Below are 26,530 nucleotides of genomic sequence, written 5' to 3'. Positions count from 1 at the left end.
TGAAAGAAAAACATGATCGCAACATTTATTGCTGATAACAGAGGAAAAATAAAAGGAAGATTTACTGTACCAAGAAACATTCCTGCTGGAACTAAGTTAGTGCAGTTCTTCGGTGATAAAGGCAGTTATGGAGAGGCAACTTATACTGGTAAAAAAACTATTACCATAGAAGAAAGAAGAAGAGTGATCGCAGCAAGACGAGTTGATCCTTTAGCCCAAACATTTACGCTAAATGAGAGCAGACACATAGGAGGCGTGGAGCTATGGTTCGTAAATAGCAGCAAAAAACGTGTTGTTGTGCAGATTAGAGAAACAGCAGTGGGAATGCCCTCGCAGACTGTCATTGCTGAAAGTTATATTGAGCCGAAAGATATAAAAGTAGATGGCACAGCAACACGTATAGAATGGCCACCAGTGTTTTGCCATGCAGGAGAGGAGTATGCAATAGTACTGCTTACTGATGATCAGGGTACTGCAGTCAAAATAGCAGAACTTGGCAAATATGATGCAGTAAATAGCCGTTGGGTAACAAGTCAGCCATATCAAGTAGGAGTATTACTTTCATCTAGCAATGCAAGTACCTGGACTCCACATCAAAATTTAGATTTAACGTTTCGACTACTAGCTGCAAAATTTAGCGAAAATTCTCATGTTATTGATCTTGGCAAAGTTACAGCAACCAATACTTCAGATTTAATTGTTTTGACAAACGTCGAAAAAGTAGCATTTGATACCAATGTAGAATTTATCTTAACAGATGAAGAGGGAAGAGAAAACTTTTTGTCTGATAATTTGCCGCTTGCACTGCGTGAAAGAATAAATGGGGAATTAACGGTAAAAGCAAGCCTAAAAGGAGGGCGAGAGAAAAGTCCAGTGCTATATCCTGGGTTACAGCTAGTCATGGGTAATCTTTCTAAGAGTGCAGATTATGTAACTAGAAGCATTACAGCAGGAGCTAACACTAAGATTACCATAACATATGATGCGCTGATACCTGGCACTGCAGATGTTAAAGCGTATGTGCAAAAAAACGTGGATTGGCAATTAGTAAATTTAACATCAGGAAAACCAATAGGGGAAAACTGGGTAGAGAGAACTCATGTGCTAACAAACTTTAATGGTAATGAGACAAGGGTAAAATTAGCTTTGAGTGGAACGGTTGTTTATCGCCCTAAAGTCAAAAATCTACGAATCATTATCACTTAGCAGAATGTCAGATGATAAAACAAGCAGAGGGTATCCACTACCACATCCAGAAAATATTGCTGTGCAGGATGTTGTTCGTATCCGTACCACAATTAAGAAAATAGATGAAGATATTACCGAAAGAGAAGATGAGCATAATCAACTTAAGAGTAATTTTGAGCGGTTTAATTTTGAGACTTTTTTAAATTTTTGGAAATGAAAGAAGCAATATACCAAAGGATAAAGGATTTAGCAGCAAATAGCACACCTGATCAACTGGCATATCTTGCAAAATCGCTGGAATTGATAGCAGATAAAAAAGCTATTTCTGATATTGCGCAAATGACTAAAGTAAAAGAAATAATTGATGCACTACAAAAGAGGCTTAAGGATTTAGCAGAAAACAGTACACCAGATCAATTAGCATATCTTGCTAAAGCATTGGAATCAATAATCGACAAAAGTGCAGTTTCTGAAATTGTACAGATGACAGATGGTAAGCTAAAAGAACTTCTTGATAGTGCAAAAAAACACTTAACTGATCTGGATAATAAAAAAGCTAGTTCTTTAGCAGTGATCTCTGAATCAGAGAAGCAGTTATTAAAGAGAATTGATGAAAAAGGAACAACAAATTTATCGCTACTTGATACGAGAAAGAATGCCAATATTGCAGCAATAAATAGCATTAGTAACAGTCATAAAGATGGTCTTAAAGGTTTAGTGAATAACTTCCGTACTGTTAATGATGTGCCAAGTGGCTCATCAATTATTAGGGAAATAGAAACTCGAATTGAAAACATCTCTAATGAGGTAAAAACTCGGGATGAACAGTTAAAAGTGTCTCTTATAAATGAAATAAGAAAGCGCAACATGGTTGAACCAGGGTCATTACCTTTCTTATTTGGTGTACTTGGAAGAAAAAATAATTATTTTGGCCACGGAACTTTTACGACAGAGCTTGGAAAGTGGAGTAGTGATATAACAAAAACTGACTATATGTTACAACTACTAGCAGGTAGCCATACATACGATACAGATTACGTTAGTTTTTATCGGCCAAGACAACTAAGTTTTATAGAGGGAAGTAAAGGAACATTTATTTACGGAGAGTTATGCACAAAAAGTTTTTCTGGTAGTTATGATGAGATATACTATTACCCGTATGCTGCACTTGGAGTAGTATTTGTAAAAAATATAACCAATGTGAACATAAATAAGACAATGGAATTTGTTGGATCATCGTATTCGAGTACGGAGTATGGGGGAGCAGGATTATTTGTGGGAACTCCTGATAACACTAATTCTAATAAATCAAGTATTTCAAAAATAGTATGGAAAAATGTTTACCAATACACGAGTTCTGATAGCAAGTTAGCCGGATCTGGTAATGTGGAGATTCCAGCAGGAAAAACAGTTGCAATATTACTTTACACATCATCTTATCTGTATTCCAGAACACAAGTTAGTCAAGGTATGCTTGCATCAAATTATGTACACAACTATGGTCAATTTATTCAGTGGGGGATTTATAACATACGTAGCAATGTTCTAACTACAGGGCTTGAAGTGGACGTAGAGAGAACGCTAAAAGCTTGGCAATGTCCAGGATTAGAACGAACTGATCAAATATGGCAATGAGGAGGAATTTGTGACTATTTATATACGTTTTGAAAACCACAAGCAGATTGAAACAACAACACTTGAAAACAAGCCAACTGGAAATGATTGGTATGAAGCGCCAAAAGATTTTGATTGGCAAAAAAGTTATTGTTTAACAGAGGGAGGAGAAATTGCTCAGCGAAATCAAGAAGATATTGAGTTGGAGTTACTTGAAAATGCGAAGCTTTCTGCACTTGATAGTATGCGTTTTTATTATGATAATCATACTCACCAATACGCAGGTCATTCTCACCAAAAAGCTAAATCTTATGAAATTCAAGCGAAAGCCGCAAAAAGCATTCTAGCAGCACCAGAATCTATAGATAAAAAGGATAAAGAAATTATAGAACCTTTAGCAAAAGTACGTGGTATTACGGTTATTGAAATGGCAAGAATAATTGAGGAAAAAGTGAAAAAAGCAGTAAAAGAAATAATGAAATGTGAAGAGCTTGAAGATTTAGCCAAGAGAAAGATTGAAGAAGCCAAGAGTGAAAATGAGCTACAGACTTTGCTCGATGATTTCAGGAAAAAAATACAAAGAAATGGCTGAAGAATTTTTACATGGTGTAAATGTTATTGAGATAACCTCAGGGTCAAGAACAGTACGCACAGCTAAATCATCAGTGATAGGTGTAATTGGTACTGCCCCTGAAGCTGATGAGCAAAAATTTCCGCTAAATAAACCAGTGTTAATTGCAGGAAGCTTAAAAGAAGCAGCAAAGCTTGGAAAGAGTGGCAGTTTACCTTCTGCAATAAATGGAATATTTTCCCAAATTGGTGCAACAGTAGTAGTTATTCGAGTTAAAGAAAGTGAAAACAGCGATTCAAAGCTCAAAGAAAGTGAAACTATCCAAAATATAATTGGCGGTGTTGATAAAGAGACTGGAGAGTATCAAGGGATAGAGGCATTCCTCAGTAGTGAAAGCATAGTTCATATTGCTCCAAGAATATTAATTGCACCTCAGTTTACTCATCAGTTACCTGAAATAGATGGAGTAAATCCAGTAGTGAGTGCTTTAATTTCCATAGCAGAAAAATTAAGAGCAATTATTGTTGCAGATGGACCAAATACTAATGATGAAGAAGCAATAAAATGGAGAAAAAGTGTAGGCAGCTCAAGAATTTACGTAGTTGATCCATGGGTTAAGGTATTTATTGAAGAAGAAATCTTGCCATCGAGTCCATTTGTAGCTGGTTTAATAGCTAAAATAGACAGCGAACAAGGCTTCTGGCATTCACCTTCAAATAAAGAGATAAATGGTATTGTTGGCACAAGCAGGCCTATTGATTTTAGCTTAGGTTATGCAAATTGCAGAGCAAACCACTTAAATGAAAATGAAGTAACAACGATAATTCATCAAAACGGCTATATGCTTTGGGGAAATAGAACATGTTCAAATGACTCAAAATGGGCTTTTCTGTCAGTGAGAAGGACTGCAGATTTAATCAATGATAGTCTACTTCGAGCTCATTTATGGGCAGTTGATCGCAATATCACCAAAACTTATATAGATGATGTGATTGAGGGGGTGAATTCTTATTTGGCCAATTTAAAAGTACAAGGAGCGATTATTAGCGGAAAATGTTATGCAACTCCAGAGCTCAATACACCAACAAATATTGCAAGCGGGAAAGTATATTTTGATTTCGAATTTACACTACCATATCCGGCTGAGCAAATAACATTCAAATCTCATCTCGTAAATAATAGTGTAATAAGTTAGGAGAAAGCAAAGTGTTACCGAAAATACTGAGAAATTTTAACGTATTTGTAGATGGTCGTGGTTATGCAGGAAAAATAGATGAAATAACCTTGCCGAAGCTTACCATAAAAACCGAAGAGTACAGAGCTGGTGGTATGGATATTCCAATAAATATTGACATGGGCATGGAAAAGCTTGAAGCAGACTTTACTTTTGCTGAGTATGATTCAGAACTATTTAGACTTTTTGGCTTGATAGATGGAAACTCAGTATCTTTGACGCTCCGTGGTGGAATGCAAGGGAGTGGTAGTAACGATATTGAAGGTGTAGTAATCAATCTCAGGGGAATATTCAAAGAATTTGACTTTGGTAGCTGGAAACCTGCTGAAAAAGCAACGCTAAAGTGTACTGTAGCTGCTCATTATTATAAACTTACGATAGGTGGCAATGAGCTGATAGAGATCGATGCTGAAAATATGATTAGAAAGATAAATGGTGTTGATCAGATGGCCTTGCTACAAACGATTCTAGGGATCTAATATGGTTGACAAAATTACATAAAAATGTTAAAATATAAGAAGTTGTAGGTATATAGTTAATATGGATTCTAAAGCTCATACAAATTCCATAGAGCAGCTAACTGGTTTACTTGTTAGTGTAGCACAATCTCAAGACAAGTCCGTTTTAAAGTTATTAACTGAATTAATGGAAGAAGAAATTGAAGATATGGAATTATCTAAGATTGCTGACGAACGCTATAAAGAAAAGAGGGTTAAACATCAAGATGCCTTCTGGGATTAAGCCTTACAATATAGACTATTCAGAATCTGTTATAAAGAAAGACATTCCGGCTCTTCCAGCAAAAGTAAAGTTAATGATTAAGAAGGCAATAATGGAGCGTCTAACAGTTGATCCAATTGGACTTGGAAAGCCATTAAAGCATAACTTAAGTGGACAACGTAGTCTACGGGTGAGTACCTATCGTATACTTTATTATATAGATGTACCAGAACATACAGTAGTTATTACTTCAATTGAACACAGAAAAGATTCTTATCAAAGCTAATCCTATTTATAGCACCATACAAAGAAATTAGTTATGTAAAAGCCGATATAGACTTTTATTTAATTAACTTTTTAAGGAGGAACATGCAAGCTATAACACTTAATAACCCAATAACAGTTGATGGTATTTCTGTCTCAGAACTTACTGTTAGACGTCCAAAAGTTAGAGACTATTTGGCAATAGAACGCCTTAATGGTAGTGATCTGAGTAAGGAAGTAACTTTGACTGCCAATTTGACATCAGTTGCAAAAGAAGCGATTGAAGAGTTAGATATTGCTGATTATGTGAAAGTTCAAGAGGTATTAAAGGATTTTTTTTCACCGATTATCCAAAAAACTTGAGATTAGAAGTATTAATGTTCAGCTCTGTTGTAGGAGGCGGGGTTGAACAAATACTTGATATGGAGATTAATGAATTTATCTTATGGCATAAAGCAGCGAGGAAGGTACAATGTCAACATTATCTATAAAAATCGGAGCAGTTTTAGATGGCAGTTTCAGTACTGTAATAAAAGGAAGTAGCAGTCAACTTACTCATCTTGGTGAGAATATAAGAAAGCTTGACTCATCTTTAAAATCAGTATCAAAGTTTAAGCAGTTAGGTCATGATGTTTTGACTAGCAAGAGGTCATGGAAAGGCTTTGAAGATCAAGTAAAATCTTTAGCTAAACAAATGAAGGCAATAGAGAAACCGAGCAAAACTTTAAAAGCAGAATTTGACAAGGCCAAAACCTCTGCAATAAAAGCAAAAGAAGCATATTTGAAAAAGAGAGATGCTTTGCATTCATTTAATGAAGAAGTAAGAAAAAGTGGAAGAAATATTAAGTACTTAGTAAGTGACCAACATAAACTTGGCTCTTCTATTGAAGTATTAAAAGGTAAGTATGGTAAGCTTGGATCTGCAATACGTAGTCACCAAAGTTTTTTAGCAAGCAAAGCACATTTTAAGTCACAAATTATAGAGACTATTGGGCTAGGGCTAACGCTTGCAGCTCCAGTTAAAGTTGCAATTGACTTTGAAAGTGCTATGGCTGATGTTACAAAAGTGGTAGATTTTAAAAAAGGAACGGATGAAGCAACTAAATTTGCAAAGAAGTTAAAAGAGATGTCACGTACTATACCATTATCAGCCGCAGAACTGGCACAAATAGCTGCAAGTGGTGGTCAACTTGGTATCAAGAAAGAAGATCTTTTTATGTTTACAGAAACAGTGGCAAAAATGTCTACAGCATTTGATATGTCTGCAGAGCAAGCAGGTGATTCTATAGCTAAACTCTCTAACGTTTATGGAATTGATGTTAGTAAAATGGAATACGTTGGTAATGTAATCAATCACTTATCAGATAACACTGCTGCCAAAGCAAAAGATATGGTTGAAGCTCTAGCAATAGTTGGTGGTACTGCAAAACAATTTGGTCTTGACATCAAGGAAACAAGTAGTTTAGTAAATGCCTTCGTTAGTTTAGGTAAACAACCAGCAAAAGCTGCAACTGCTATAAATGCTCTACTTAGTAAACTTCAGACTGCTGAAGAACAAGGAGGGGATTTTAAAGCAGCATTAGAGCAAATGGGCATAACTGCAGAAGAAATAGTACAAAGAATAAGCGAAAACGGCGAAGAAGCATTACTCTACTTTTTTCAAGCTCTAAAGAAAATGGATAACCAGGAACGTTCTACAATCCTTATGAAACTTTTCGGTCAGGAATATCAAGATGATATTGCATTATTAGCTGGAAGTTTTAACAAATACGAAGATGCTATAAGGTTACTAGCTGACACAGAAGAGTACAAGAGCTCGTTGCAGAAAGAATTTCAAAACCGTGTAGACACCACAGCCAGTAAATTACGACTTCTTCGCAACGCAATAGCTGAAGTTGGTATGAACCTGGGTTCAGTGATGCTGCCTACTTTAAAATCTATAGCTGAATTTTTACAAGAAAAAACTAGAAGCATAGCGTTATTTGCAGAAAAATATCCAACTTTAACCAAAGCAATCATGGGTACTGTAGCAGCCTTGATAAGTTTAAAAGTTGTAGCAGTGGGACTAGGATACGGATTTACATTGCTAGGAAGTACGATTTTTAGTCTGAAAGCAAACCTACTTGGAGTATTTTCATTTTTATCAGCTACAGTTTTTCCTGCAGTAGTAACAGGACTAAGAGCAGTAACACTCGCTATAATGAGTAACCCTATAGGACTTTTAATTACTGGACTTGTCACTGGCGCAGCACTTGTTATAACTAACTGGCAAAAGGTAAAAGACTTTTTCTCTAGCTTTTGGAAATCGATAATAAAACCCATAGAAGAAGCTTTTTCATGGATAGGTGAAAGTATATTTGGAAAAGTATTGGGAAATAGCCCACTGAAAGAGTTTGAAAAAAGAAAAACTGAAGTAAAAGCAGTGCACACTCCCCTAAAAAGTAATATTCTCAACAGTGGAAATCCTGTGCTAGGTAACAGTATAATTAAAGAATTTTCAAAGAGAAATAAAAATAGCTTCAGAGTCAAAAGCCTTATTGAGGAGAAAAAGTTTACAGAGAGCGATAAGATATTTGCAAGGAGTAAGTTTGAAAATAAAGAACAAAATAAAACTCAGAACATCACTAATAATTACACTATCAGCATTAAAGCAGAACCTAACCAAGATGTTCGTAGTCTTGCAGATGAAGTAATAAAAAGGATAAGAGAAAAGTCACGTGATGTTTTATTTGATACGGTAGAGACATTTTATTGATGCTATCTCTTGGTCCGTATAAGTTTGCTCCCACAAGTTTAAAGTATAGCAGAGAAAATCGTTGGAGCACGATTGAGTGTATTGAAAATATGCCACTATTACAAAATATCGGTCAAGGTGTAGAAAATATAGATTTAGAAGGAATGATTTATCTGCATAATCTCAACGTGCTAAATCAATTAAAGAGTGTGAAAGAAACTGAAAAACCACATATTTTAGTAGATAGTTTAGGTAATATTTTAGGACAATTCGTAATTACTAGGTTAGAAGAAAAGCAGATGTATTTTTTACCTAATGGACTACCGAGAAAAATTGAATTTAGTTTGAGTTTAAAAAGCTATAGATGACTATATACTATGTGAGTAAAGAAAATGAGATGTTAGATCTGATTTGCTGGAAACATTACGGATTTACTGATGGAGTAGTGGAATTAGTACTAGCAGAGAACTTGGGTTTGGCAGAATACGGAAGCTTTTTGCCCGCAGGATTAAAGATAAAGCTTCCTACTATTAAGAAAATAGTACAAAAGTCAAAATTAAAGGTCTGGGAATAAATGCAGCCAGATTTTATAATAGATAAATGTGAATCAATTAAAGATAGAGTTATATCATTGCACCTTACAGATGAATCAGGAATAATAGATGATGTAGTTGAAGTGTGTGTTGATTACAGGGATGAAGACATAGATATTCCGAATGAATTGAACATAGCACTAGGTTATAAGGAAATTGGAATCTTTCCAATGGGTATATATACAGTCAACGAAGTGACTATACAGGGTCCACCTAAGACTCTACTAATAAAAGCTCATGCAACAAATTTAAGAATATCTTTGAAGGCAAAAGTATCAAAAGAATGGCATCAAATTACCATAGAAAACTTAGTGAAAGAAATAGCTCAAAAACATGGATATGGACATAAAGTTGCTGAGGAATTTAAGAATGTATTGATACCCCATATTAATCAGGCAGATGAAAGTGATATAAGTCTGTTAACAAAGATCGCAACAGAGCGTGAAGCAATGGCAAAATTAGCTGGTGGGTATATATTGTTTATTTCAAAGAATATGGCAAAATCAGCCACAGGAAAAGCTTTAGGAACAACGACTATTAGACCTCAAGATACAATTAACTGGAAAGTGCATTTTACCGTACGTGATAAGTATAATTCAGTAGTGGCAAAGTGGCATAGCTATGAAAAGGGTGAAACTATTAAAGAAACAGTTGGTAGCGGCGAGCCAAGTTATATTATTCTAGAAATGTACTCAAATGCAGAATCAGCACTAAGTGCAGCAAATGCTAAGTTAAAACAACTAAAGCGAAATAATGCAGTATTGGATATCACTATACCTGGTAATCCAGAGTTATTTGCAGAAGCTAAACTTAATCTTATAGCTTTTAATCAAGCGGTAGATGGTGAATGGATAGTTAACAGAGCGGAGCATACTTTAAATAGCTCGGGTTACCTTACTATGTTGTCAGCATCTTTGAGTAAGTAATGTTAATAAAAAATGAGTAAATGATCTATTTAATATTAAAAAGATGTTGAATATGGATAAATTGGGTCAAGATACAAAAAACAAGCTGCATTTTTGGTGGCTTATAACAGTAATAGTATGTATTATTGCTACCTATTCCTACATGAAGGCAAGAGCTGCAGATAATTATAAAACGATGTTACGCATTGCTTCTCAAAATTGTAACTTAGAGACTGTAAAATTCTTAGTAGAAAATCTATTAGATATTAATGTGCAGATCCCTAAATTAACAGCACTACATTATGCTGCAGAAGAGGGATGTGCAGAGGTTGTAAAATTCCTAGTAGAAAAAGGAGTTGATATAAATGCTACAAAATATGAAAGATGGACACCTTTACATGCAGCTACATATGAAAGCAAATTGGAGATAATTAGATTTTTATTAGACAAAGGTGCAGACCCTACCATTAGAGACACAGATGGAAAAAATCCAAGAGATGTAGCTGTATTAAGGTCAAGGCACAATAAAGATAAACCTTACAAGGAAATCATAAAGCTACTTGCTAAAGCAGAAGATCAATACGAATCAACAAAAAGTAATCACTAAAGCTGTAAGTTTTCTATAATCTGCATATAAATTTCCAAAACTATCCATAACAAGTTAATATTTTCACATGAAAAAGCAAAAAATCCCAATAGCGGTAATAATAACAATAGTTGTACAGACTGTAGGATTCATCATACGCGTCAAGTTAAGGAAAAGTGGTATAAGGAAGAAAGGAAACGAAAAAACTATTTTATATATTAAGTAATAAAGTTATTAATTTATAGATTCTTCTGAAAAAATTATCTTCTTCTAGATAAGAACTCCCTAAAAAAATAAATGTAACAAATAAAATGCCCATCTCAAATGTTGCTATATTTCACGATATTTCCTTAACTTGACGCGTATGGTTCGTACAGCTGTGTGTCACGCACTTTGCTTCAATATTTGCACATTAGCCACTCCTCTAAACAGATACGCTAGTTTTTGTGAATATAATACAACGCAGCTTACCATTTGTTATGCAGACTTGCTACAACCCAAACTCTTCATTGACTTTATCAACTATTGCCTGTGGTGGATCCTCTCCCCATCCTGAATACAAAATCTCTCCATAGTCTGCAACATCTATAGAGCCAGTTCTGCTTTTTGCTAGAAACATTTCTCTTTTCTCTTTATCAACTAATACATAATGCCACGCTGATTTTCCACGATCTTTACCACGGACTAAGTATATAAGATCTGACCTACTTCTTTTTGTTGCATCAGCAAAAGATCTTTCATTGACAGTTCTGCTTTTACTTTTTATGCCGCCACTTTCAGAAAAAGCTTCCTTGGATTCGGTTTTTTTGCCTGCTAATTCAGAAATTTTTCCTTTTTCCCCTAATGCCCGTTCTTTGGTGTTTTGAGACGAATACTTACTGGAAAAACCTTCCCCTGTACCGCCAGGAGTCCTGTTTGTGAAACGCTTAGTAAATGAATTATTGTCGTTGTTTTCTGCCATAAAAATCTCCAAACTTTAGATTGTAGAATCCAAACTTTTACTACACTTTATCATATGTTAATTAAATTAATATAAATGAAAAATAATATAGTAATTATTACAGGAATTACGGCCTCAGGTAAATCAGAATTATGCGATAACCTGATAGAAAAATATGGAAATATTAGTATAATAAATTGTGATTCAAAGCAGGTATATGAAGAAATTCCCATAATTACTGCTCAACCACCAAAGCAAGAAGTATTTTATAAACTATATGGTTATGTTTCAGCAAAAGAAAATTATTCCGTGGGTCTATGGTTAGAAGATTTAGAAAAAGAAGTTAATCACGCATTAGAAAATGCTCAAATACCTATCATCACTGGAGGAAGCGGGCTTTACATCAGCAGTTTAATCAAAGGCTTATCATCAATGCCACAAATAAGTCAGGAAGTGAGGAAAAATGTAAGCGAATTAAGGAAAAATTTAAGTAAAGAGGAGTTTTACAAATTAGCGCTAAGCAAAGATCCAAGGATTCAAGGTAAAGTGTTCATGAATGACTCGCACCGCCTTTCAAGGGCACTTGAAGTTATCACTGAAACTGGCAAGTCAATTTTTGTATGGCAAGAGAATAGACAGCCTCCTTTATTCAATAATTTTAAGATATATACAATTCTGCCTAAACGTGAAGATGTATACCGAAAAATAAATTCTCGTTTCATTACAATGATTGAAAATGGAGCAATTGATGAAGTAAAAAAGCTACTTAGCATGAACCTAGCCCCACATTTGCCAGCTATGAAAGCACACGGAGTGCCAGAAATTATAAAGTACTTGAAAGGTGAGATTACTTTAGACGAAGCGATACAAATTGCTCAAACAAACACAAGACACTACGCGAAACGTCAGTATACCTGGTTTAAAAAACAATTTCTAAATGCTGAAGTGATTGATTGTGCAAACAAGCTCAAGATATTTTAATTCAGGCCGTGCTCATTACTACGAATAGGGGGTTCCATGTTTTCCAGATGGTCGCTTACTTCTAGTGGATCGCCTAAACCATGCTCTATTTTTATTTTAAAAAATCCAAGCCTCTCGCACAATTTCTGAAAGTATTCTTTTATAATGTCAAATAAGCTTTTATCACCTATATTATAGTCCTTCAGTCTCTCAGGAACAGTAAGTGACAAGTTACCATTTGTGTATGTTACATTTTTATCATCTTGAGACTTAAGCGTGAATTCTAGTGAGCTGGATAGATCACACACCTTGTCACCGAATGTACCGTCACTCCTTTGGAAAAATATTGGTAATGTCATATCAGATTTAACACTCACATTATTTTGGCTAACACAGTCAATACTTATTACTTTTTCAGGGCTTTCTATTATGAATGAATGCTGGCTAAGTGCACCTTGAAACTCTATATGTACACCAGCTTCATATCCTGCTTGATTACAATTGATAACTAATTCTTCCAAGATAGAGTCACTTGGAACTTCTGCCTTAGCGTATTTGAACATCTCCTTAAAAACTTTTCTTGCAAATGGGCGGTAGTCTTCATTTTTACCTTCACTTTTTGGCAGTAAACTATCATGTTCTTTGTATAGCTCGGCAATCAAATCTCTACTTATACTTTTGCCGTTAATAACAAAATCCATTCTCTGAAAATCTAAGAACGCTGTATTACCAGAATTCGCTTCAGCATTGTCTTTACCAGCTCTTAACTTGCTAAAACCAAACTTTTCTGCTTGAGTTCTTAATGTAACTACTGGATTTTCCTTTTCTTCTGATATAGAGCTACTCATTATGAATACCTTGATATAGACTGCTGATAGTATAATAATACATAAAAATGATTAATAAGTTAATAAAATACCTACTATAAGCCCTATGATAGCAAATATAGTTAGGGGTAACTTAGGCTTACCGACGATTTTAAAAACAACAAATTCGTCATTCCGTTACGTGTTAGCGGCTGAGATACCGCGAATGAATCGCGGTATGACGTTAGAGAGCTGTGCTAGCTATAGTGCATACCTGACCATAAGGTGACAAGATTTTAAAAAGGCTCTATAACAGTTTTACACATGTATGAATCTCAATGAGCAATCAGATTTTTCTAAATAGCAGGCTGGAGAATATACCTAAGTTTCATTCCGCAATATTACCTAAACTTTGTGGTGGGGACAAGGTGGTGGATCTGCTGTTTTATAAGCCACTTAGTTATGTGGATAGAAGCAAGTTACTATCTGATGCCCGAGTTGGAGAATTTACAACTTTCATTGCAAAAGTTTATGAACATCAGTCGCCCACTTTTAGAGGTAGACCATATAAAATAGTCGTTGAAAGTGAGAGTCAGTATATATTCATAGTCTTTTTTAATTACTCAGTTAAGTATTTATATAAACTATTTCCAATTGGAGCGAATGTGATCATCAGTGGCAAACTCGAAAAATTTGCTGAACATTGGCAAATTACTCATCCAGATTACGTGTCGCTTGACATCAACCAATTTAAAGAAATAGCTTGCATAGAGCCAGTTTACCAATTATGCCGTGGCATTACCAATAAGCGCATTGGGAACATAATAAGCTCTAATCTAAAGGAATTGCCTGATTTACCAGAGTGGATAGATGATACATTAATCAAGCAAAAAAAATGGTTAAGTTGGAGGGAAAGCATCATAAAGTTGCACAGACCAAGCTCATTGGTGGAAGCTGAGGTTTGTAGAAAAAGGCTTGCTTATGATGAATTGTTTGCGTATCAGCTAGCGCTGAAACTTGCAAGAAAAAATCATGTGAAAGAAAGGGGAAGAGAATTTATAATATTGAGTAAATATAAAGAGCAAGTTTTAAATGAATTGTCGTTTCAATTAACAAATGATCAAACTCGTGCAATAGATGAGATCTCAGAGAGACAAAAATCCAAGTATCGCATGATAAGCTTGCTGCAAGGTGATGTTGGTAGTGGCAAAACCGTAGTTGCACTTTTTGCAATGATAAATGTGGTAGAAAACAACATGCAGGCAGCTCTAATGGCACCGACTACTATCTTGGCGGAGCAACATTATAATTGGATTGAGGAAGTTTTATCCTGTACCGATATAAAAGTTGCGCTGCTTACTGGTAAAACTTCGCGCAAGGAAAGAAAGATTATCATGAACGAACTTGCAAGTGGTGTTTTAAATATAGTGATTGGCACTCATGCACTATTTCAAGCTAACGTTACATTTAAAAATTTAGGGCTTGCAGTCATAGACGAGCAACAGCGATTTGGAGTGATGCAGAGAAATCGCTTGGTAGGAAAAGGAGAAAATGCCGATATACTTTTCGTTACTGCAACTCCCATTCCAAGAACTTTGCAGCAAGCTATGTATGGTGACGTTGAATGTTCAATTTTGAAAGAAAAACCAAAATCCAGATTGCCAATAAAAACTGTAACTATGAACATTAGTAGGGTGCCAGATGTTATTGAAAAGCTAAAAGGTGCTATAAACAGGGGCGAAAAAGCATATTGGATTTGTCCATATATAGAAGAAAACGAAGAGACCAATATTGCTGCAGCAGAGATGCGTTTTCAGGAATTACAAAAAACATTTCTTGATAAAGTCGGGATAATACACGGAAAATTGACTCAGGAGCAGAAAGATCAAGTTATGTTTTCCTTCAAAAGGAATGAATTTTCTCTGCTTGTTGCAACCACTGTGATAGAAGTTGGTATAGATGTGCCAAATGCAACCATCATGATTATAGAAAATGCAGAGCAATTTGGGTTATCACAATTGCATCAGTTAAGAGGCAGAGTAGGGCGAGGAAACAAGCCATCTTTTTGTGTATTATTATACGATAATTTAAGTAAAAGCTCATCTTCAAAGTTAAAGATCATGTGTGAGTCACAAGATGGATTTTACATTGCTGAAAGGGATATGATGCTAAGAGGCAGTGGAGATATTTTAGGCACAAAACAATCAGGATGTATGGAATTTAAATTTGCTGATTTATATCAGGACAAAGAGCTGCTCAATCTCGCGTATAATAACGCAAAAGGCGCAATGGCTGATTTTGAATTACTGCTTGATATATTTGAATATAGGAGTAGATTACATTTTTCAAAATTTCAGTAGGAAAACCAGGTAGCCCGCAGAAACGAAAAAACTTCCTTGACAAACCTCGCCAGCCCCCTTATCATGAAACTCAAGCTATTGTATTTGCTTCCGCCAATCTGCAGATTAAAAGGTAAGGATTACTTAATGTATCGGCGTCTTATGTTCAATTTTTTGCAGTATATAGATACTGTATGTCTTTACAAAACTTCATCTACATCTAGATTTTTATCTAAGTAAGCTGAACGCGCTTATAAAGCGTTACAAGACATCAAAAAATGCCAATACTCGACAGAGATAGTAAAAGACTAGCTAACTCGGGGATTCTTTGTCTTTTTTTCTGCTTAGTAAATTTCTTAAACATTTGCAGCGTAAGTTAGTTGCAATTAAAAGCAGCTGAATTTCGCTTGTCAAGCGTTTAAAACATAAAAAACGCCAATATTTTAAAGCGGATAATAACCACGGGGCTTCTTTTGCCTTTTTTTTCATTTGGTAAATTTCTTAATGTTTATGGCTAAAAGAGCCCAAGAGAGGTCAGTGCTCCTGTGATGTCATTCCAGTCTGGAATCCAGCATTTCACATAATCCCATCAAGAACGTTGTATTTTACATAACACTTTTATGCTTACCAACCCAGTGTCCAATCAAAATTCCTGGATCCCAGTGTCTGGGCACTGGGATGACATCATAGGGACACTGGGATGACACCATAGGGGCACTGCCGTCATAAAGGAAGCAGTGTCAGCTACTTGAATGACATCATAGGGGCGCTGGCCTGACAACCGTCATCCCGCTGCTTGTTAGCGCCGCGGCGGTATGACGGTCCGCTGCTTGTTAGCGAGATACCGCGAATGAATCGCGGTATGACGGTGTAATGACGGTTAAGTAATTCGTTATCCCGCTGCTTGTTAGCGGAATCTGCTGTGGCGACATAAACTCAAATCATTCAAATTTTAATCCAAAGAGGTATCATTATGTCAAACAACTTCAATTTTAAAGAATTTTTTAACCACTATGAAACAAATAGTACGTCAGATGATATACAAAGGTATTATTTGCTGTGGAAATCAGTAATAGCGCAGGCAATGATTGATGCAGCAAGTAACTGTAAAAAAACAGAAAGCTTGGTAGAAAAACGTAAGGCAATTTCTTGGTTGTCAGACTTTAGTCAAGATTTTGTGCACACATGTATATTGGCTGATTGTGATCCGGTATACGTAAAAAATAAAATACAGCCAACCTTAAAAAGCCTTACTAGATAAAGCCTTTTTATATACTTAATGAGGTTTACTCCTTTTACCGAAAAAAATATAATTCAATCTCCTATCTATAGTTGCCTCTATATCTTTGATTAATAGCTGCTTTATCATGTTTACTTTTCGCTTTGCATCTTGAGCTTGACGCTCATTGTTACCACTGTTATTGCTGTAATTATTCTTATCACTATAACTACTGCCACTTGGTTTGCTACTGTTACTGAACTCACTACCCTTTTTTCTTCTTGTGTTGAGTATCTGTATTATCTTTTCCTTTAAAAAGGACTTCCAGCCTGTGCCAAGTAATAATTTATAGAGAAAATGCGGAGTAAGAAACGCCACTAATATTCGAATAGAAATTCCGTAACCGAGATCTTCCCTATTTTCATAATACCACTTGCAATATTGAAACAAACGGTAAAACGCATTTTTGAAAGAGCAAAATTCTACAGCATACCAAAAACCATTGCTGAGAAACATGAGCACAATGCTGAATGTGTAAAGATACATTGTGAAGAGAAACAGTTTCACAATTATATCTTTTAGACTACCTAATATATAATTCAATAATCTTAATTTATAGAAAAGTGATATCATTTCACACCCACTTCAATATGGCTGGGGTGGAAGGATTCGAACCTTCGCGTGGCGGTATCAAAAACCGCTGCCTTACCACTTGGCTACACCCCAATACTACTTACATCAATAACACTATTAGCCCAATTAGTAAAAGATTTATTTGCTTTTTCTATGGGCATCACAGCAATAGCTGGCTGATCATAAGAATGCATTGCTTCGATTTTTTCTACAATCTTATCAACTTGATCATTCCTGCTCTTCATAATTGCCACTACTTCACAACTATTACTAATTTTACCTTCCCATAAATACAGAGAATTCACTTCGGGAAATATATTTACACATACAATTAATTTCTCGTTTAACAATTCTTCAGAAACAGTTTTAGCCTCCTCAAAATTTGAAAAAGTTGTATAAACCAAAACTAAATTATTCATTAGTAGCTACATAAATGCATTGCTACTATACTCTACCGAGATTTATTCATCAAGAGAAAATAACGCCAGCGCGTACTGTATGAACATTTGTTTGCAAAGGTAGTATGTTAAGTGTTATAGCTAGTTTGCCTCAAACGTAAAGGTGTCATCCCAGTGCCCCTGTGATGTCATTCCAGTGCTTGACACTGGAATCCAGTTTTCCATATAATCTCATCGAAAACGTTGTAACCACTTTCTATGCTAGTTTGCTTGTAAACAAGCAAACTTTCCTGGATCCCAGTGGGCTTTGTTGCATCGCTCTTCGGATAGTAGGTAACGCACAATAAATTTATGAAGCTATCTCAAATTTAGCCATACCAATATCAGTGAACTTATTGAGCAAATAGCATTTAACAAGTAGTTCCTTCTCTCTATTTGTCTCAGATTTATTCCTAAAACTAAACCCGAATGTTTGTTTCAGTCGCGAGAAAAAACTTTCTATATAAGATCTTTTTCCGTAGTTTGTTTGCCTTTTCCACCTCTTCATTCCATCTTCGCTGCATGATTTTATTAGTCTAATTGCAGCATTTCTCTCAGCCATATAGTCTAACTTTGGATGCTCTGCTGCGTTGTTTTTCGGAGGAATTTTCGTTTTTATACCATATTGATTACACAGCTTATAGAGCTTTTCTCTGTCATATGCCCTATCTGCATATAGTACTTTTATGACATACTGAAAATCGACTTCTTTTAGCAAATCACAAGCTCCATAGTGATCAGCCGTTACTGTATTTTACAGCTATGGCTTTTTTGCTGTTTGTATTCAACATTACATGCAATTTTCTTGTCTGTTCATAGCTGCGATACTTTCTATCTTCGCTATTTTCTTTGCTATGACCAGGAGTGTTGTTGTATATACTAATTCCTGTACTGTCTATAGCAATTTCGATATCTTCCATATTATTTTCTGCAATCATTGCTCTTAATATTGAGTTTCTTAAACCTTCTTGATGATTGTGAATAGCTGATAACTTGCAAATTTTTCCCAATTTGCTCAAGGTATCCTGCTATAAACCCAACTGTTTGCCTCAGGCCTATTCTAAATAAACAAGTTATTATGTGCACCAAAATTACAACTTTATCGCTATAAATATTGTTGCCACCTGGTATTTTTGGACCATTCTCGTACCACTTTTCTATGGCTTCGTTGATATAATGAAAAATATTTCCTCTTTTTTCTAGAAATTTGTTATATTCGCTATGGTTACTGACCCTCATTTTTTGTGGCATATTTTTTCTTTCAAGGTTAAATGGCTATTTTATAATGAATTTTGTCAGTAGCCACCAGATTTTTTCAGTTGCTATGCAACAAAGCCATCCCAGTGTCAGCTACTCGGATGACACCTTTCCTAGCAGAGAAATCACAATGTTCATACGGTTGTACGCATACCGCTGGGATCTAGGATTTTTCTATAGTTTAAAAACAAAAAAAGGACGTTACTCATTGAGTAACATCCTTTTGGAGAAGGTAGAAGTTTTACTTATTACACTGTTCCTGGAGTTGCTGTAGCTCTTGAGTTGACAGGTTCTGCACTAGGTTGATCTAGAGATGCGCGTCGTTTTGCCAACTTTTCTTCGAGTTCTCTGTCAAATTCTTCTTTTAAAGGAAGAACTTGTTTTCTTGTTAGCGTAGAAGAACCAGAACCCATTCCACTATCAGTAGAATTACTGTGAGTGAGAGTTCTGTTACTCAAACTATCCAGGTTTTGCTCCACAATAGGATCACTGAGAACATCTTCACTGAAAGAACTTTGTCCATTTAAGTTAGTCAATGAGGCGCTTCTAGGTAGTTCTGGTGGAGCAACTGGAGTAAGCTTAGGAGTTAAGCTACTAGATGAATTGCTTCTACGGACTGTTGCAAAGTTCTGAGAATCTGAATCAGAGACAGTAGCAGTACTTTCAGTTCCTATAGAATTTAGTGAATTGCTTTTTGACAAGCTGTTAGATTGTTCAGAGCCTTTTCTTCCCAGTGAAGAGAATGATGATGACACAGACCTAGTTAAACTTTTGACAGAAGGCCTGTTAGCTTTTTTCTCTGCTCTGTCAAACATATTGCTTACGCTTGAGTACAAATGATTTTCTCTACATTCTTTAATAACCTTCTTAATTTCATCGTAATGTTCAGAGAAAACACTGTCGATGAAATAACTACCTTTAGGTAATGACCTTTGTGTTAACAAGTTATGCAAGCTTTTTTCATTTAAATTATTAATGAATTCTTTCTGTACTTGCCATCCAGAAGTATGTTCAATCTCCCCTGATTTTGCCTTCTCTGCCATTTTTAAATCAATTTCTGACGATATTCCAGAAAGTACATTTTTCACTAACCCAGAATTATTTCCTTTATCAGCAAAAATTGCTTTCATATCATTTCTTATTTCGTCAGATTTCTTAATTGCATCTGGAGTAAACCTTTTTACCTTATCTAAATAGTCCGTCTCACCAGATGCCTTATGGAATTTATTTGCCACTCCTTCGCCTACAAAACTAGCGCCTTTTTTCAGTGAATCTACTGAATGTTCATAACCTTCTTTCACCTTATCTTTAACATGCACAGCACCATCTCTAACTTTTCCGGCAGCGTATGTTGATGCGTCCTTAACTTTCCCAGCAGTATATTTCGCCCCATCAACTGTTTTTTCTGCTGACCACTTGAGCCCTTTATATCCAGATTGAACTGTTTTTACAGCGACTTTTACAGCGAAATATAAAGCAAGACCAACTATAGCACCTGGTATAGCAAGTGTTGCACCAACTGCCAAAAGTGGTAGTACTGCCGTAAATAATCCACTTGCTGCACTTACTACAAGAATCTTATCTCCTTGTTTCATCTTAGAGAATTTTGTATCCCCTTTTAACAGGTCAGTAATTCTTTCTTTTAGCTTCTTGGGATCATTAGCAATATCTGAATTTGGTAGATTTTGCATCGTTTTATTCAAATCAAAACTATCTTCTGGTTGGTTTTGTTGAGTTCCAACAGAATTTGAATTTTTTTCATTATGTAACATTTTAAACCTCACTATTAATTAAATATATTATAATTGTATTCCTTGATTCTTAAGTTAGTGTTAAATTGATTGCCAGTATTTATTTGTCTTCAAATAATTTCGCTTGACGTGTTTTGTGGTAACATAGAAAATTAGGTCAAGAAGCTGCAGCATTTATGAAGTATAGAAAAAGAACACTCATCTTTTTGGCTGTTATAACTTTAATAATAATAGCTTTACTATTTAGGTATAATTCCCATTTTCACAAAGACGTAGTGCACTTAAAGAGTGACAACAAAGAATTCAAAAAAAAGCCAGAAAATTCCATAGAGTCGACCATATTACATAGAGAAAAGGAAGTGTACGATCATGTTTTCCATTCTGATGATTAATTTGTAAATAAAATAGCAATTTATGTTTGCATTTTCTTATTAAAGAAGTAATATTAGCGTATTAATTATAGAATCAATCATTATGTTTGATGATAATAATCCTTGGAATCTGGGAAAGAAACCGGTAGGGAACAAAACTCCTAATAATGAAGATATTTTAAGTAAAGCTGTATCTGATATAAGGTTCTTTCTTAATGGATTAACCAGAAACAGGGGCAAAAAACCTTATTTCATCATTTTCATTATTTTGCTGTTCTATGCTTGCACTGGCTTTTATATTGTCCATCCTAGTGAAGAAAGTATAGAACTTACCTTTGGTAAATATTCTAATACAGAAACACCTGGTTTGCGTTATCACTTCCCCTACCCTATTGGCAAGGTTTTTAAAGTGAACGTTAAGGAAGTAAATCGTGAAGAAATTGGGGTAAGTAGTTCTTATGGGCGAGATACAGATCGCGGTGAAGGCGTGATGCTAACTGGAGATGAAAATATAGTCAACGTTAACTTCGAGGTTCAATGGCGCGTTAGAGATGCTAAGGACTATTTATTCAAAGTGCGGGATTACAAACCCGGTTTCAGTGTTAAAAATGCTGCTGAAAGTGCCATGAGAGAAATAATAGGTAAAAATACGATCTCTTTTGCACTTGGTCAAGGCAGACCAGAAATTTCTAGAGATACTAGAATTCTATTGCAGCAGATTCTTGATGGATACCAAATGGGTATAGAGATTTTATCTGTTCAAATGAAAAAAATTGATCCACCAGAAAAAGTAATCAGTTCGTTTAGAGATGTACAAAGTGCTCGTGCAGACAAAGAGCGTACTATAAACGAAGCATATGCTTATAATAATGATATTATACCTCGAGCAAAGGGTGAAGCGATAAAGATAAAATTAGATGCACAAGCATATGAAAATGAAATAATAAATGAAGCAAAAGGTAATGCAAATCGCTTTTTATCTCTTTATGAGGAATATAGACAGAATCCTTCTCTCGTTAAGAATCGTATTTATCTTGAAACTATGGAAAATATTTTCAGTAAGGTAGACAAAGTTGTTGTAACTGATGATCTGAAAGGTATGTTTTCTTATTTACCTCTTACAAATTTAGGAAAATAACCATGAGTAGTAATATTAAAATTGTTTTTGTTTCTGTATTTGTTGTTTTATTGATTGCTTTATCTAATTCAATATTTGTTGTGCAAGAAACAAAGCAAGCGATAGTTATACAACTCGGTAAAGTTGTAAGAGATGTTAGGGAAAGTGGCTTATATTTTAAGTTACCATTCATAAATAGTGTAGAGTTTCTTGATAAAAGAGTTTTAGATTTAAGTCCTGATAAGATCCCAAGGGAAGTGATAACAGCGGATCAAAAACGTATTATAGTAGATGCGTATGCAAAATATAAAATAACAAATCCTGTTACTTTTTACCAGGCTGTGAGGAATGAATCAGGTCTGGTTAGAAGATTATATCCGGTTATAGAAGCACACATAAGAGAAAATATAGGCAGATTCTCGTTGATTAGTTTGTTGAATGAAAAAAGATCAGAGGTTATGCAATTGATTCAGCGTGGAGTTTATTCTGAAGCTGAAAAATTTGGCATAGAAATAATAGATGTAAGAATTAAGAGAGCAGATTTACCAGAAGAAAATAGTTCTGCAATATTTCGCCGTATGCAAACTGAAAGGGAAAAAGAAGCAAAAGAAATTAGAGCAGAAGGAGAGCAAGCTGGGCAGGAAGTTAGATCAAAAGCTGATAAATTAAAAAGGGAAATTATCTCCAGTGCAGTAAAAGAATCGTACGAAATAAGGGGCCGTGGTTATGCTGAAGCAACTAGAATTTATAATGAGGCATTTAAGGTTGATGAAGAGTTCTTTAACTTTTATCGCTCTATGAGCGCTTACAGTAAATCATTTGCCGAAAATAATACTAAATTTGTACTTTCACCAAACAATAACTTTTTAGATATTTTAAATAAAGGATGGAAATAATTTATGAAAAGTAAGGCATTTATTTTATCTATATTTGCATATTTTCTAATTGCGTTTTCTTCGTATGCTAATATGTTTGATTGGAATGCAAAAAAGGTCGTTGATGCTAGCACTACTGCATGCAACTGTAATCAAGGACTTGCCGATTTAGTGGAAGAACTCATTCCTGCGGTTGTAAATATTTCAAGCGAACAAATCATCAAACAAGAAAATAACAGCAGAACTAGAGTTCCATCTATGCCAGGAAATAATTTTTTTGATGATTTTAGAGAGTTTTTTGAGCATTTTGATCAGTTTTTTATGGATAGGGGCCCTAGTGTTAACAAAGAGGTGGTGTTGCTTGGTTCTGGGTTTATTATAGATAAAGGTGGAACTATAGTAACCAATTATCACGTTATTAAAAACGCCAAAGATATCACAGTTACTATGAACGATAATACTTATTTCAAAGCAGAAGTTTTAGGCTATGATGCAAGAACTGATCTTGCTGTGCTTAAGATTAATTCTGATAAAGATCTTTCTTCTGTTGCATTTGGTGATTCTGATAAAGCAAGGGTTGGTGATACGGTTATGGCAATAGGTAACCCATTTGGTTTGGGTGGCTCTGTAAGCACAGGAATTATATCTGCAAGGTCCAGGGACATTAGTATTGGCACTATGAATGAATTTATTCAAACTGATGCTGCAATTAATAGGGGTAACTCTGGAGGACCGTTATTTGATTTAAATGGAAAAGTTATAGGTATTAATACTGCTATCTATTCTCCATCTGAGTCTGGCGGCAACGTGGGTATAGGTTTTGCCATACCATCTAATTTAGCTATGTCAATTATTGACACATTAAAAAGTGGCAAAAAAATAAAACATGGTTGGCTTGGTGTGCAAGTTCAGCCTATAACGAAAGAATTTGCTGAGTCCTTGGGTTTAAAAGATATAAAAGGCGCATTGGTTGCAAGTATAGTAAAGGATAGTCCTGCAGAAAAAGGTGGGATTAAAGTAGGTGATATATTATTAGAATTTGAGGGTAAAAAAATCGATAGAATGACACAATTACCTCAAATGGTTTCAAGAGCTGGACCTGAGAAAAAAGTGCAAGTTAAGTTACTTAGAAAGAGCAAAGAGGTTAATATTAAAGTTGTGATCGGAGAATCTACAAATGATGGCCAAGATAACAATCAAGAAGAAAATAAATCAACATCTGATTATGTAACCGGTTTAACTGTTTCAAATCTGCCAAAAGAATCAAAAGAAAGTAAAAATAATGTACCTACAAAAGGTGTGATAGTTACCAATGTAGATAGTAACAGTAATGCCACGCTGCGTGGTATTAAAAAAGGGGACATCATTATCCAATTGGATGGAACTGATATAGAAAATACTAACGATTTTCAAAAACAAGTTGATTTAGCAGTAAAGAAAAACGGTAAAGATTCAATAATGTTGCTCATTTACCGCAATGGAAATCAATTTTTCGCTTCAATAAAGTTAAAGAAGTAATTTTATTCACTAAATTTACAAAACAGTAGTGTTGTAAGCTCGCTACTGTAACACTTCAATCTTATAAAATAAATAAAAATCTACACTAGATTTCTTGCATAACCATATAAAAAATCAAAGGATGTCATTCCAGTGTCAGCTACTTGCATGACGCCGTCATAAAGGAACCAGTGTCGGCCACTTGGATAACACCATAGGGGTTACTTGGGTGATACTATAGGAGGTCTAACATGAACTTTCTAAAATTCATTGAACTGTGCTTTCAAACAGTGGTGCCGGGATGTGAGTATAATGATTATCAGTACATAAAAGTCATAGCAGACAGGCTGGAAGCAGCGAATGCTGGCGAAGTAAGGCGCATAATATTCAATATGCCTCCGCGTTCAATGAAGTCCATATGTATGAGTGTTGCGTGGCCCGCATGGATACTGGGCAACTGCAAGAATAATAGTTGCAAGTTATTCTAAGTTGCTTAGTGAAAAACATTCGCTCGATACCAGGTGCATAATGCAATCTGATTGGTATAAAGAACTATTTCCAGAGGTAGAACTATCCAAAGACCAGAACACTAAATATAAATTCCAAACAGTGCAGAGAGGATACAGAATCGCAACATCAGTTGGAGGAACATTAACCGGTGAAGGTGGTGACTTTATTATTGTGGATGATCCGCTTAACCCTGCTCAAGCTTTGAGTGAAACATTTAGAAAACGTGCCACAAATTGGTTCGATCAGACTTTGGTAACGAGACTCAACGATAGAAAAAAAGGAGTAATTGTGCTTGTGATGCATAGGCTCCACCTGGAAGACTTAACTGGGCACCTCTTATCTAAGCCAAAAAACATATGGCATCACATTTGTTTGCCAATGATTTCTGAAAAAGTGGAGATAATCGACTCAATTACGACACAAGAAAAAGGTTTATATTCAAGAGAAGAGAATGAGTTATTATATCCCCTGGAGGGAGGAAGAGAAGAAGTTGAGATGATAAAAGTTGAACTCGGGAGTTACGCTTTTGCTGCTCAATATCAACAAAACCCCCTGCCGCTTTCAAGTGGTATAATAAAACAAGAGTGGTTAAAGCGCTATAAAAATTTCCCTGATAATCTCTCACATGTAACTCAAAGCTGGGACACTGCAGTTTCAACAAACGATTCCAGCGACTTTAACGTCTGCACCACCTGGGCAAAAATAGATAATAAATTCTATTTACTTGATGTATATCGAGCAAAGCTTGAGTACCCAAAGCTTAAAGAGCAAGTTCTGTCACTAGCTGCAAGATGGACGCCACACGCAATTTTGATCGAAGCAAAAACGAGTGGTCAACAATTAACACAAGAGCTAAAGGCAAATAGCGATCTACCGATTATCGAAATAATTCCACACAATGACAAACTCACTCGATTTTATCAAATTGTTCCGGTGATAGAGTCTGGCAGGGTTTTTCTGCCACAGCAAGCGGTATGGCTCAGCGATTTCGAATATGAAATTTTAATGTTCCCAGAAACTCGCCACGATGATCAAGTGGATAGTACGGTGCAATATCTGCAATGGATGAGAAAAACTAACACCAGTGCTTTCAGGGTCAGGGATTTTGGCTCCAACCCTAATAAAACACTTGGGTGGATATCTAAAAACCTAAATTTATTTTCTCAAAGCCTCTGATACAGGCTCTACCTCACACTCTTTAACCTCTGAAGGGACACTTTCCTTTGAAGGGACACTTCCCTTATGTTGCGCAGCAGGAGAACCCGTAGAACAAAAACCACTATCTCTATCAACTGCTGTTTTAGAACTAGAGTTATCAGATCTATACTCTACAGGTAGTACCTCCCCTTTCCCCGAAATAGTACCTTGTGACCTTACTATTACCCACAAATAAAAACATAGTATTGTAT

General features: G+C 35.4%; 30 protein-coding genes, 1 tRNA gene and 2 pseudogenes. 23 read left to right on the top strand and 10 right to left on the bottom strand.

The annotated features are described in order from the left end of the window. Positions 1-12 precede the first annotated feature (12 nt). The 14 genes from OM961_RS00470 to OM961_RS00405 all read left to right on the top strand — a co-directional run bounded on the left by OM961_RS00470 (position 13) and on the right by OM961_RS00405 (position 10,430). A complete protein-coding gene (locus OM961_RS00470; protein ID WP_182365006.1) occupies positions 13-1,206 on the top strand; it encodes a hypothetical protein in 1,194 nt (397 codons plus the stop codon). A 4-nt stretch (positions 1,207-1,210) separates the two neighbouring features. Further along, positions 1,211-1,405 (top strand): hypothetical protein, encoded by a 195-nt coding sequence (locus tag OM961_RS00465; RefSeq protein ID WP_141457048.1) that lies wholly within the window; start codon positions 1,211-1,213, stop codon positions 1,403-1,405. Next, positions 1,402-2,823, top strand: a complete 1,422-nt coding sequence (locus OM961_RS00460; protein WP_264339107.1) for a hypothetical protein — start codon at positions 1,402-1,404, stop codon at positions 2,821-2,823. The genes OM961_RS00465 and OM961_RS00460 overlap by 4 nt, the downstream gene beginning before the upstream one ends. 10 nt (positions 2,824-2,833) lie before the next feature. Then, entirely contained in the window at positions 2,834-3,394 is a 561-nt protein-coding gene (locus OM961_RS00455) for a hypothetical protein (protein ID WP_264339106.1), read from the top strand. After that, entirely contained in the window at positions 3,387-4,568 is a 1,182-nt protein-coding gene (locus tag OM961_RS00450; RefSeq protein ID WP_264339571.1) for a phage tail sheath subtilisin-like domain-containing protein, read from the top strand. Before OM961_RS00455 ends, OM961_RS00450 begins: the two co-directional genes overlap by 8 nt. 11 nt (positions 4,569-4,579) lie before the next feature. Then, positions 4,580-5,086, top strand: coding sequence for a phage major tail tube protein (locus OM961_RS00445; protein ID WP_264339105.1), 507 nt, complete (start codon positions 4,580-4,582; stop codon positions 5,084-5,086). Positions 5,087-5,147: 61 nt separating this feature from the next. After that, the gene (locus OM961_RS00440; RefSeq protein WP_007303020.1) at positions 5,148-5,348 is read left to right on the top strand and encodes a hypothetical protein; all 201 of its coding nucleotides are present in this window, start codon (positions 5,148-5,150) and stop codon (positions 5,346-5,348) included. Further along, positions 5,332-5,613, top strand: coding sequence for a type II toxin-antitoxin system RelE family toxin (locus OM961_RS00435; protein ID WP_010082215.1), 282 nt, complete (start codon positions 5,332-5,334; stop codon positions 5,611-5,613). The genes OM961_RS00440 and OM961_RS00435 overlap by 17 nt, the downstream gene beginning before the upstream one ends. Before the next feature lie 83 nt (positions 5,614-5,696). After that, positions 5,697-5,954, top strand: a complete 258-nt coding sequence (locus OM961_RS00430; protein ID WP_007303022.1) for a phage tail assembly protein — start codon at positions 5,697-5,699, stop codon at positions 5,952-5,954. 109 nt (positions 5,955-6,063) lie between these two features. Then, the gene (locus tag OM961_RS00425) at positions 6,064-8,346 is read left to right on the top strand and encodes a phage tail tape measure protein (protein WP_264339104.1); all 2,283 of its coding nucleotides are present in this window, start codon (positions 6,064-6,066) and stop codon (positions 8,344-8,346) included. Further along, complete coding sequence (locus OM961_RS00420; RefSeq protein WP_022626303.1) at positions 8,346-8,693, top strand: phage tail protein; 348 nt, start codon at positions 8,346-8,348, stop codon at positions 8,691-8,693. Before OM961_RS00425 ends, OM961_RS00420 begins: the two co-directional genes overlap by 1 nt. Beyond that, positions 8,690-8,899 carry a tail protein X gene (locus OM961_RS00415; RefSeq protein WP_010081876.1) on the top strand — a complete coding sequence of 70 codons (210 nt, stop codon included), beginning with the start codon at positions 8,690-8,692 and terminating at the stop codon, positions 8,897-8,899. The genes OM961_RS00420 and OM961_RS00415 overlap by 4 nt, the downstream gene beginning before the upstream one ends. Next, a complete protein-coding gene (locus tag OM961_RS00410) occupies positions 8,900-9,844 on the top strand; it encodes a contractile injection system protein, VgrG/Pvc8 family (protein WP_264339103.1) in 945 nt (314 codons plus the stop codon). Between the two features lie 52 nt (positions 9,845-9,896). Further along, a complete protein-coding gene (locus OM961_RS00405; protein WP_065094613.1) occupies positions 9,897-10,430 on the top strand; it encodes an ankyrin repeat domain-containing protein in 534 nt (177 codons plus the stop codon). Positions 10,431-10,899: 469 nt separating this feature from the next. On the opposite strand, the gene OM961_RS00400 is transcribed toward OM961_RS00405, so the two are convergent. Then, positions 10,900-11,370, bottom strand: a complete 471-nt coding sequence (locus OM961_RS00400) for a hypothetical protein (protein WP_182309938.1) — start codon at positions 11,368-11,370, stop codon at positions 10,900-10,902. 75 nt (positions 11,371-11,445) lie between these two features. On the opposite strand from OM961_RS00400, the gene miaA reads away from it, so the two are divergent. After that, positions 11,446-12,330: a tRNA (adenosine(37)-N6)-dimethylallyltransferase MiaA gene (miaA, locus tag OM961_RS00395; RefSeq protein ID WP_065094524.1), complete on the top strand. Its 885-nt coding sequence runs from the start codon at positions 11,446-11,448 to the stop codon at positions 12,328-12,330. On the opposite strand, the gene OM961_RS00390 is transcribed toward miaA, so the two are convergent. Continuing rightward, positions 12,327-13,157: a hypothetical protein gene (locus OM961_RS00390; RefSeq protein ID WP_264339102.1), complete on the bottom strand. Its 831-nt coding sequence runs from the start codon at positions 13,155-13,157 to the stop codon at positions 12,327-12,329. The genes miaA and OM961_RS00390 overlap by 4 nt on opposite strands. Positions 13,158-13,453: 296 nt before the next feature. Between OM961_RS00390 and recG the strand changes: the two genes are divergently transcribed. Beyond that, on the top strand, positions 13,454-15,475 hold the full coding sequence (recG, locus tag OM961_RS00385) for an ATP-dependent DNA helicase RecG (RefSeq protein WP_264339101.1): 2,022 nt from the start codon (positions 13,454-13,456) through the stop codon (positions 15,473-15,475). Between the two features lie 622 nt (positions 15,476-16,097). On the opposite strand, the gene OM961_RS00380 is transcribed toward recG, so the two are convergent. Continuing rightward, on the bottom strand, positions 16,098-16,235 hold the full coding sequence (locus tag OM961_RS00380; protein ID WP_264339100.1) for a hypothetical protein: 138 nt from the start codon (positions 16,233-16,235) through the stop codon (positions 16,098-16,100). A 192-nt stretch (positions 16,236-16,427) separates the two neighbouring features. Between OM961_RS00380 and OM961_RS00375 the strand changes: the two genes are divergently transcribed. Continuing rightward, the gene (locus tag OM961_RS00375; protein ID WP_010962862.1) at positions 16,428-16,715 is read left to right on the top strand and encodes a hypothetical protein; all 288 of its coding nucleotides are present in this window, start codon (positions 16,428-16,430) and stop codon (positions 16,713-16,715) included. Positions 16,716-16,730: 15 nt separating this feature from the next. Here the strand turns inward: OM961_RS00375 and OM961_RS00370 are convergent, their stop codons facing one another. The 5 genes and pseudogenes from OM961_RS00370 to OM961_RS07475 form a co-directional block, all read right to left on the bottom strand. Then, on the bottom strand, positions 16,731-17,189 hold the full coding sequence (locus OM961_RS00370; protein WP_022626355.1) for a hypothetical protein: 459 nt from the start codon (positions 17,187-17,189) through the stop codon (positions 16,731-16,733). Positions 17,190-17,324: 135 nt separating this feature from the next. Beyond that, positions 17,325-17,399 (bottom strand) — tRNA-Gln (locus tag OM961_RS00365). Then, a complete protein-coding gene (gene cutA, locus OM961_RS00360) occupies positions 17,390-17,725 on the bottom strand; it encodes a divalent-cation tolerance protein CutA (RefSeq protein WP_006279213.1) in 336 nt (111 codons plus the stop codon). Before cutA ends, OM961_RS00365 begins: the two co-directional genes overlap by 10 nt. 167 nt (positions 17,726-17,892) lie before the next feature. Continuing rightward, on the bottom strand, positions 17,893-18,048 hold the full coding sequence (locus OM961_RS00355; protein ID WP_182309572.1) for a hypothetical protein: 156 nt from the start codon (positions 18,046-18,048) through the stop codon (positions 17,893-17,895). 5 nt (positions 18,049-18,053) lie between these two features. Beyond that, positions 18,054-18,994: pseudogene (locus tag OM961_RS07475) on the bottom strand (IS5 family transposase). Between the two features lie 41 nt (positions 18,995-19,035). Here OM961_RS07475 and OM961_RS00335 point away from each other — a divergent pair. Then, complete coding sequence (locus tag OM961_RS00335) at positions 19,036-19,167, top strand: hypothetical protein (protein WP_264339097.1); 132 nt, start codon at positions 19,036-19,038, stop codon at positions 19,165-19,167. Positions 19,168-19,248: 81 nt separating this feature from the next. Here OM961_RS00335 and walE1 read toward each other — a convergent pair whose 3' ends face one another. Beyond that, on the bottom strand, positions 19,249-20,772 hold the full coding sequence (gene walE1, locus OM961_RS00330; RefSeq protein WP_264339096.1) for an actin bundler: 1,524 nt from the start codon (positions 20,770-20,772) through the stop codon (positions 19,249-19,251). A gap of 155 nt (positions 20,773-20,927) precedes the next feature. On the opposite strand from walE1, the gene OM961_RS00325 reads away from it, so the two are divergent. The 5 genes and pseudogenes from OM961_RS00325 to terL all read left to right on the top strand — a co-directional run bounded on the left by OM961_RS00325 (position 20,928) and on the right by terL (position 26,297). Beyond that, the gene (locus tag OM961_RS00325) at positions 20,928-21,143 is read left to right on the top strand and encodes a hypothetical protein (RefSeq protein ID WP_264339095.1); all 216 of its coding nucleotides are present in this window, start codon (positions 20,928-20,930) and stop codon (positions 21,141-21,143) included. A gap of 82 nt (positions 21,144-21,225) precedes the next feature. Continuing rightward, positions 21,226-22,260 (top strand): FtsH protease activity modulator HflK, encoded by a 1,035-nt coding sequence (gene hflK / locus OM961_RS00320; RefSeq protein WP_010962866.1) that lies wholly within the window; start codon positions 21,226-21,228, stop codon positions 22,258-22,260. Positions 22,261-22,262: 2 nt separating this feature from the next. Next, complete coding sequence (gene hflC / locus OM961_RS00315; RefSeq protein WP_155969359.1) at positions 22,263-23,135, top strand: protease modulator HflC; 873 nt, start codon at positions 22,263-22,265, stop codon at positions 23,133-23,135. Between the two features lie 3 nt (positions 23,136-23,138). Continuing rightward, positions 23,139-24,632, top strand: a complete 1,494-nt coding sequence (locus tag OM961_RS00310) for a DegQ family serine endoprotease (protein ID WP_264339094.1) — start codon at positions 23,139-23,141, stop codon at positions 24,630-24,632. A 230-nt stretch (positions 24,633-24,862) separates the two neighbouring features. Further along, positions 24,863-26,297 (top strand): annotated as a pseudogene (gene terL / locus OM961_RS00305) (phage terminase large subunit). Here the strand turns inward: terL and OM961_RS00300 are convergent. After that, positions 26,277-26,510: a hypothetical protein gene (locus OM961_RS00300; RefSeq protein WP_264339093.1), complete on the bottom strand. Its 234-nt coding sequence runs from the start codon at positions 26,508-26,510 to the stop codon at positions 26,277-26,279. The pseudogene terL and the gene OM961_RS00300 overlap by 21 nt on opposite strands. Between the last annotated feature and the right edge of the window lie 20 nt (positions 26,511-26,530).

Source organism: Wolbachia endosymbiont (group A) of Cydia splendana (assembly GCF_947179475.1).
GTDB lineage: Bacteria > Pseudomonadota > Alphaproteobacteria > Rickettsiales > Anaplasmataceae > Wolbachia > Wolbachia pipientis.
Note: the sequence above shows the minus strand (reverse complement) of the source record. Positions and strands in the feature narration are given on the sequence as shown.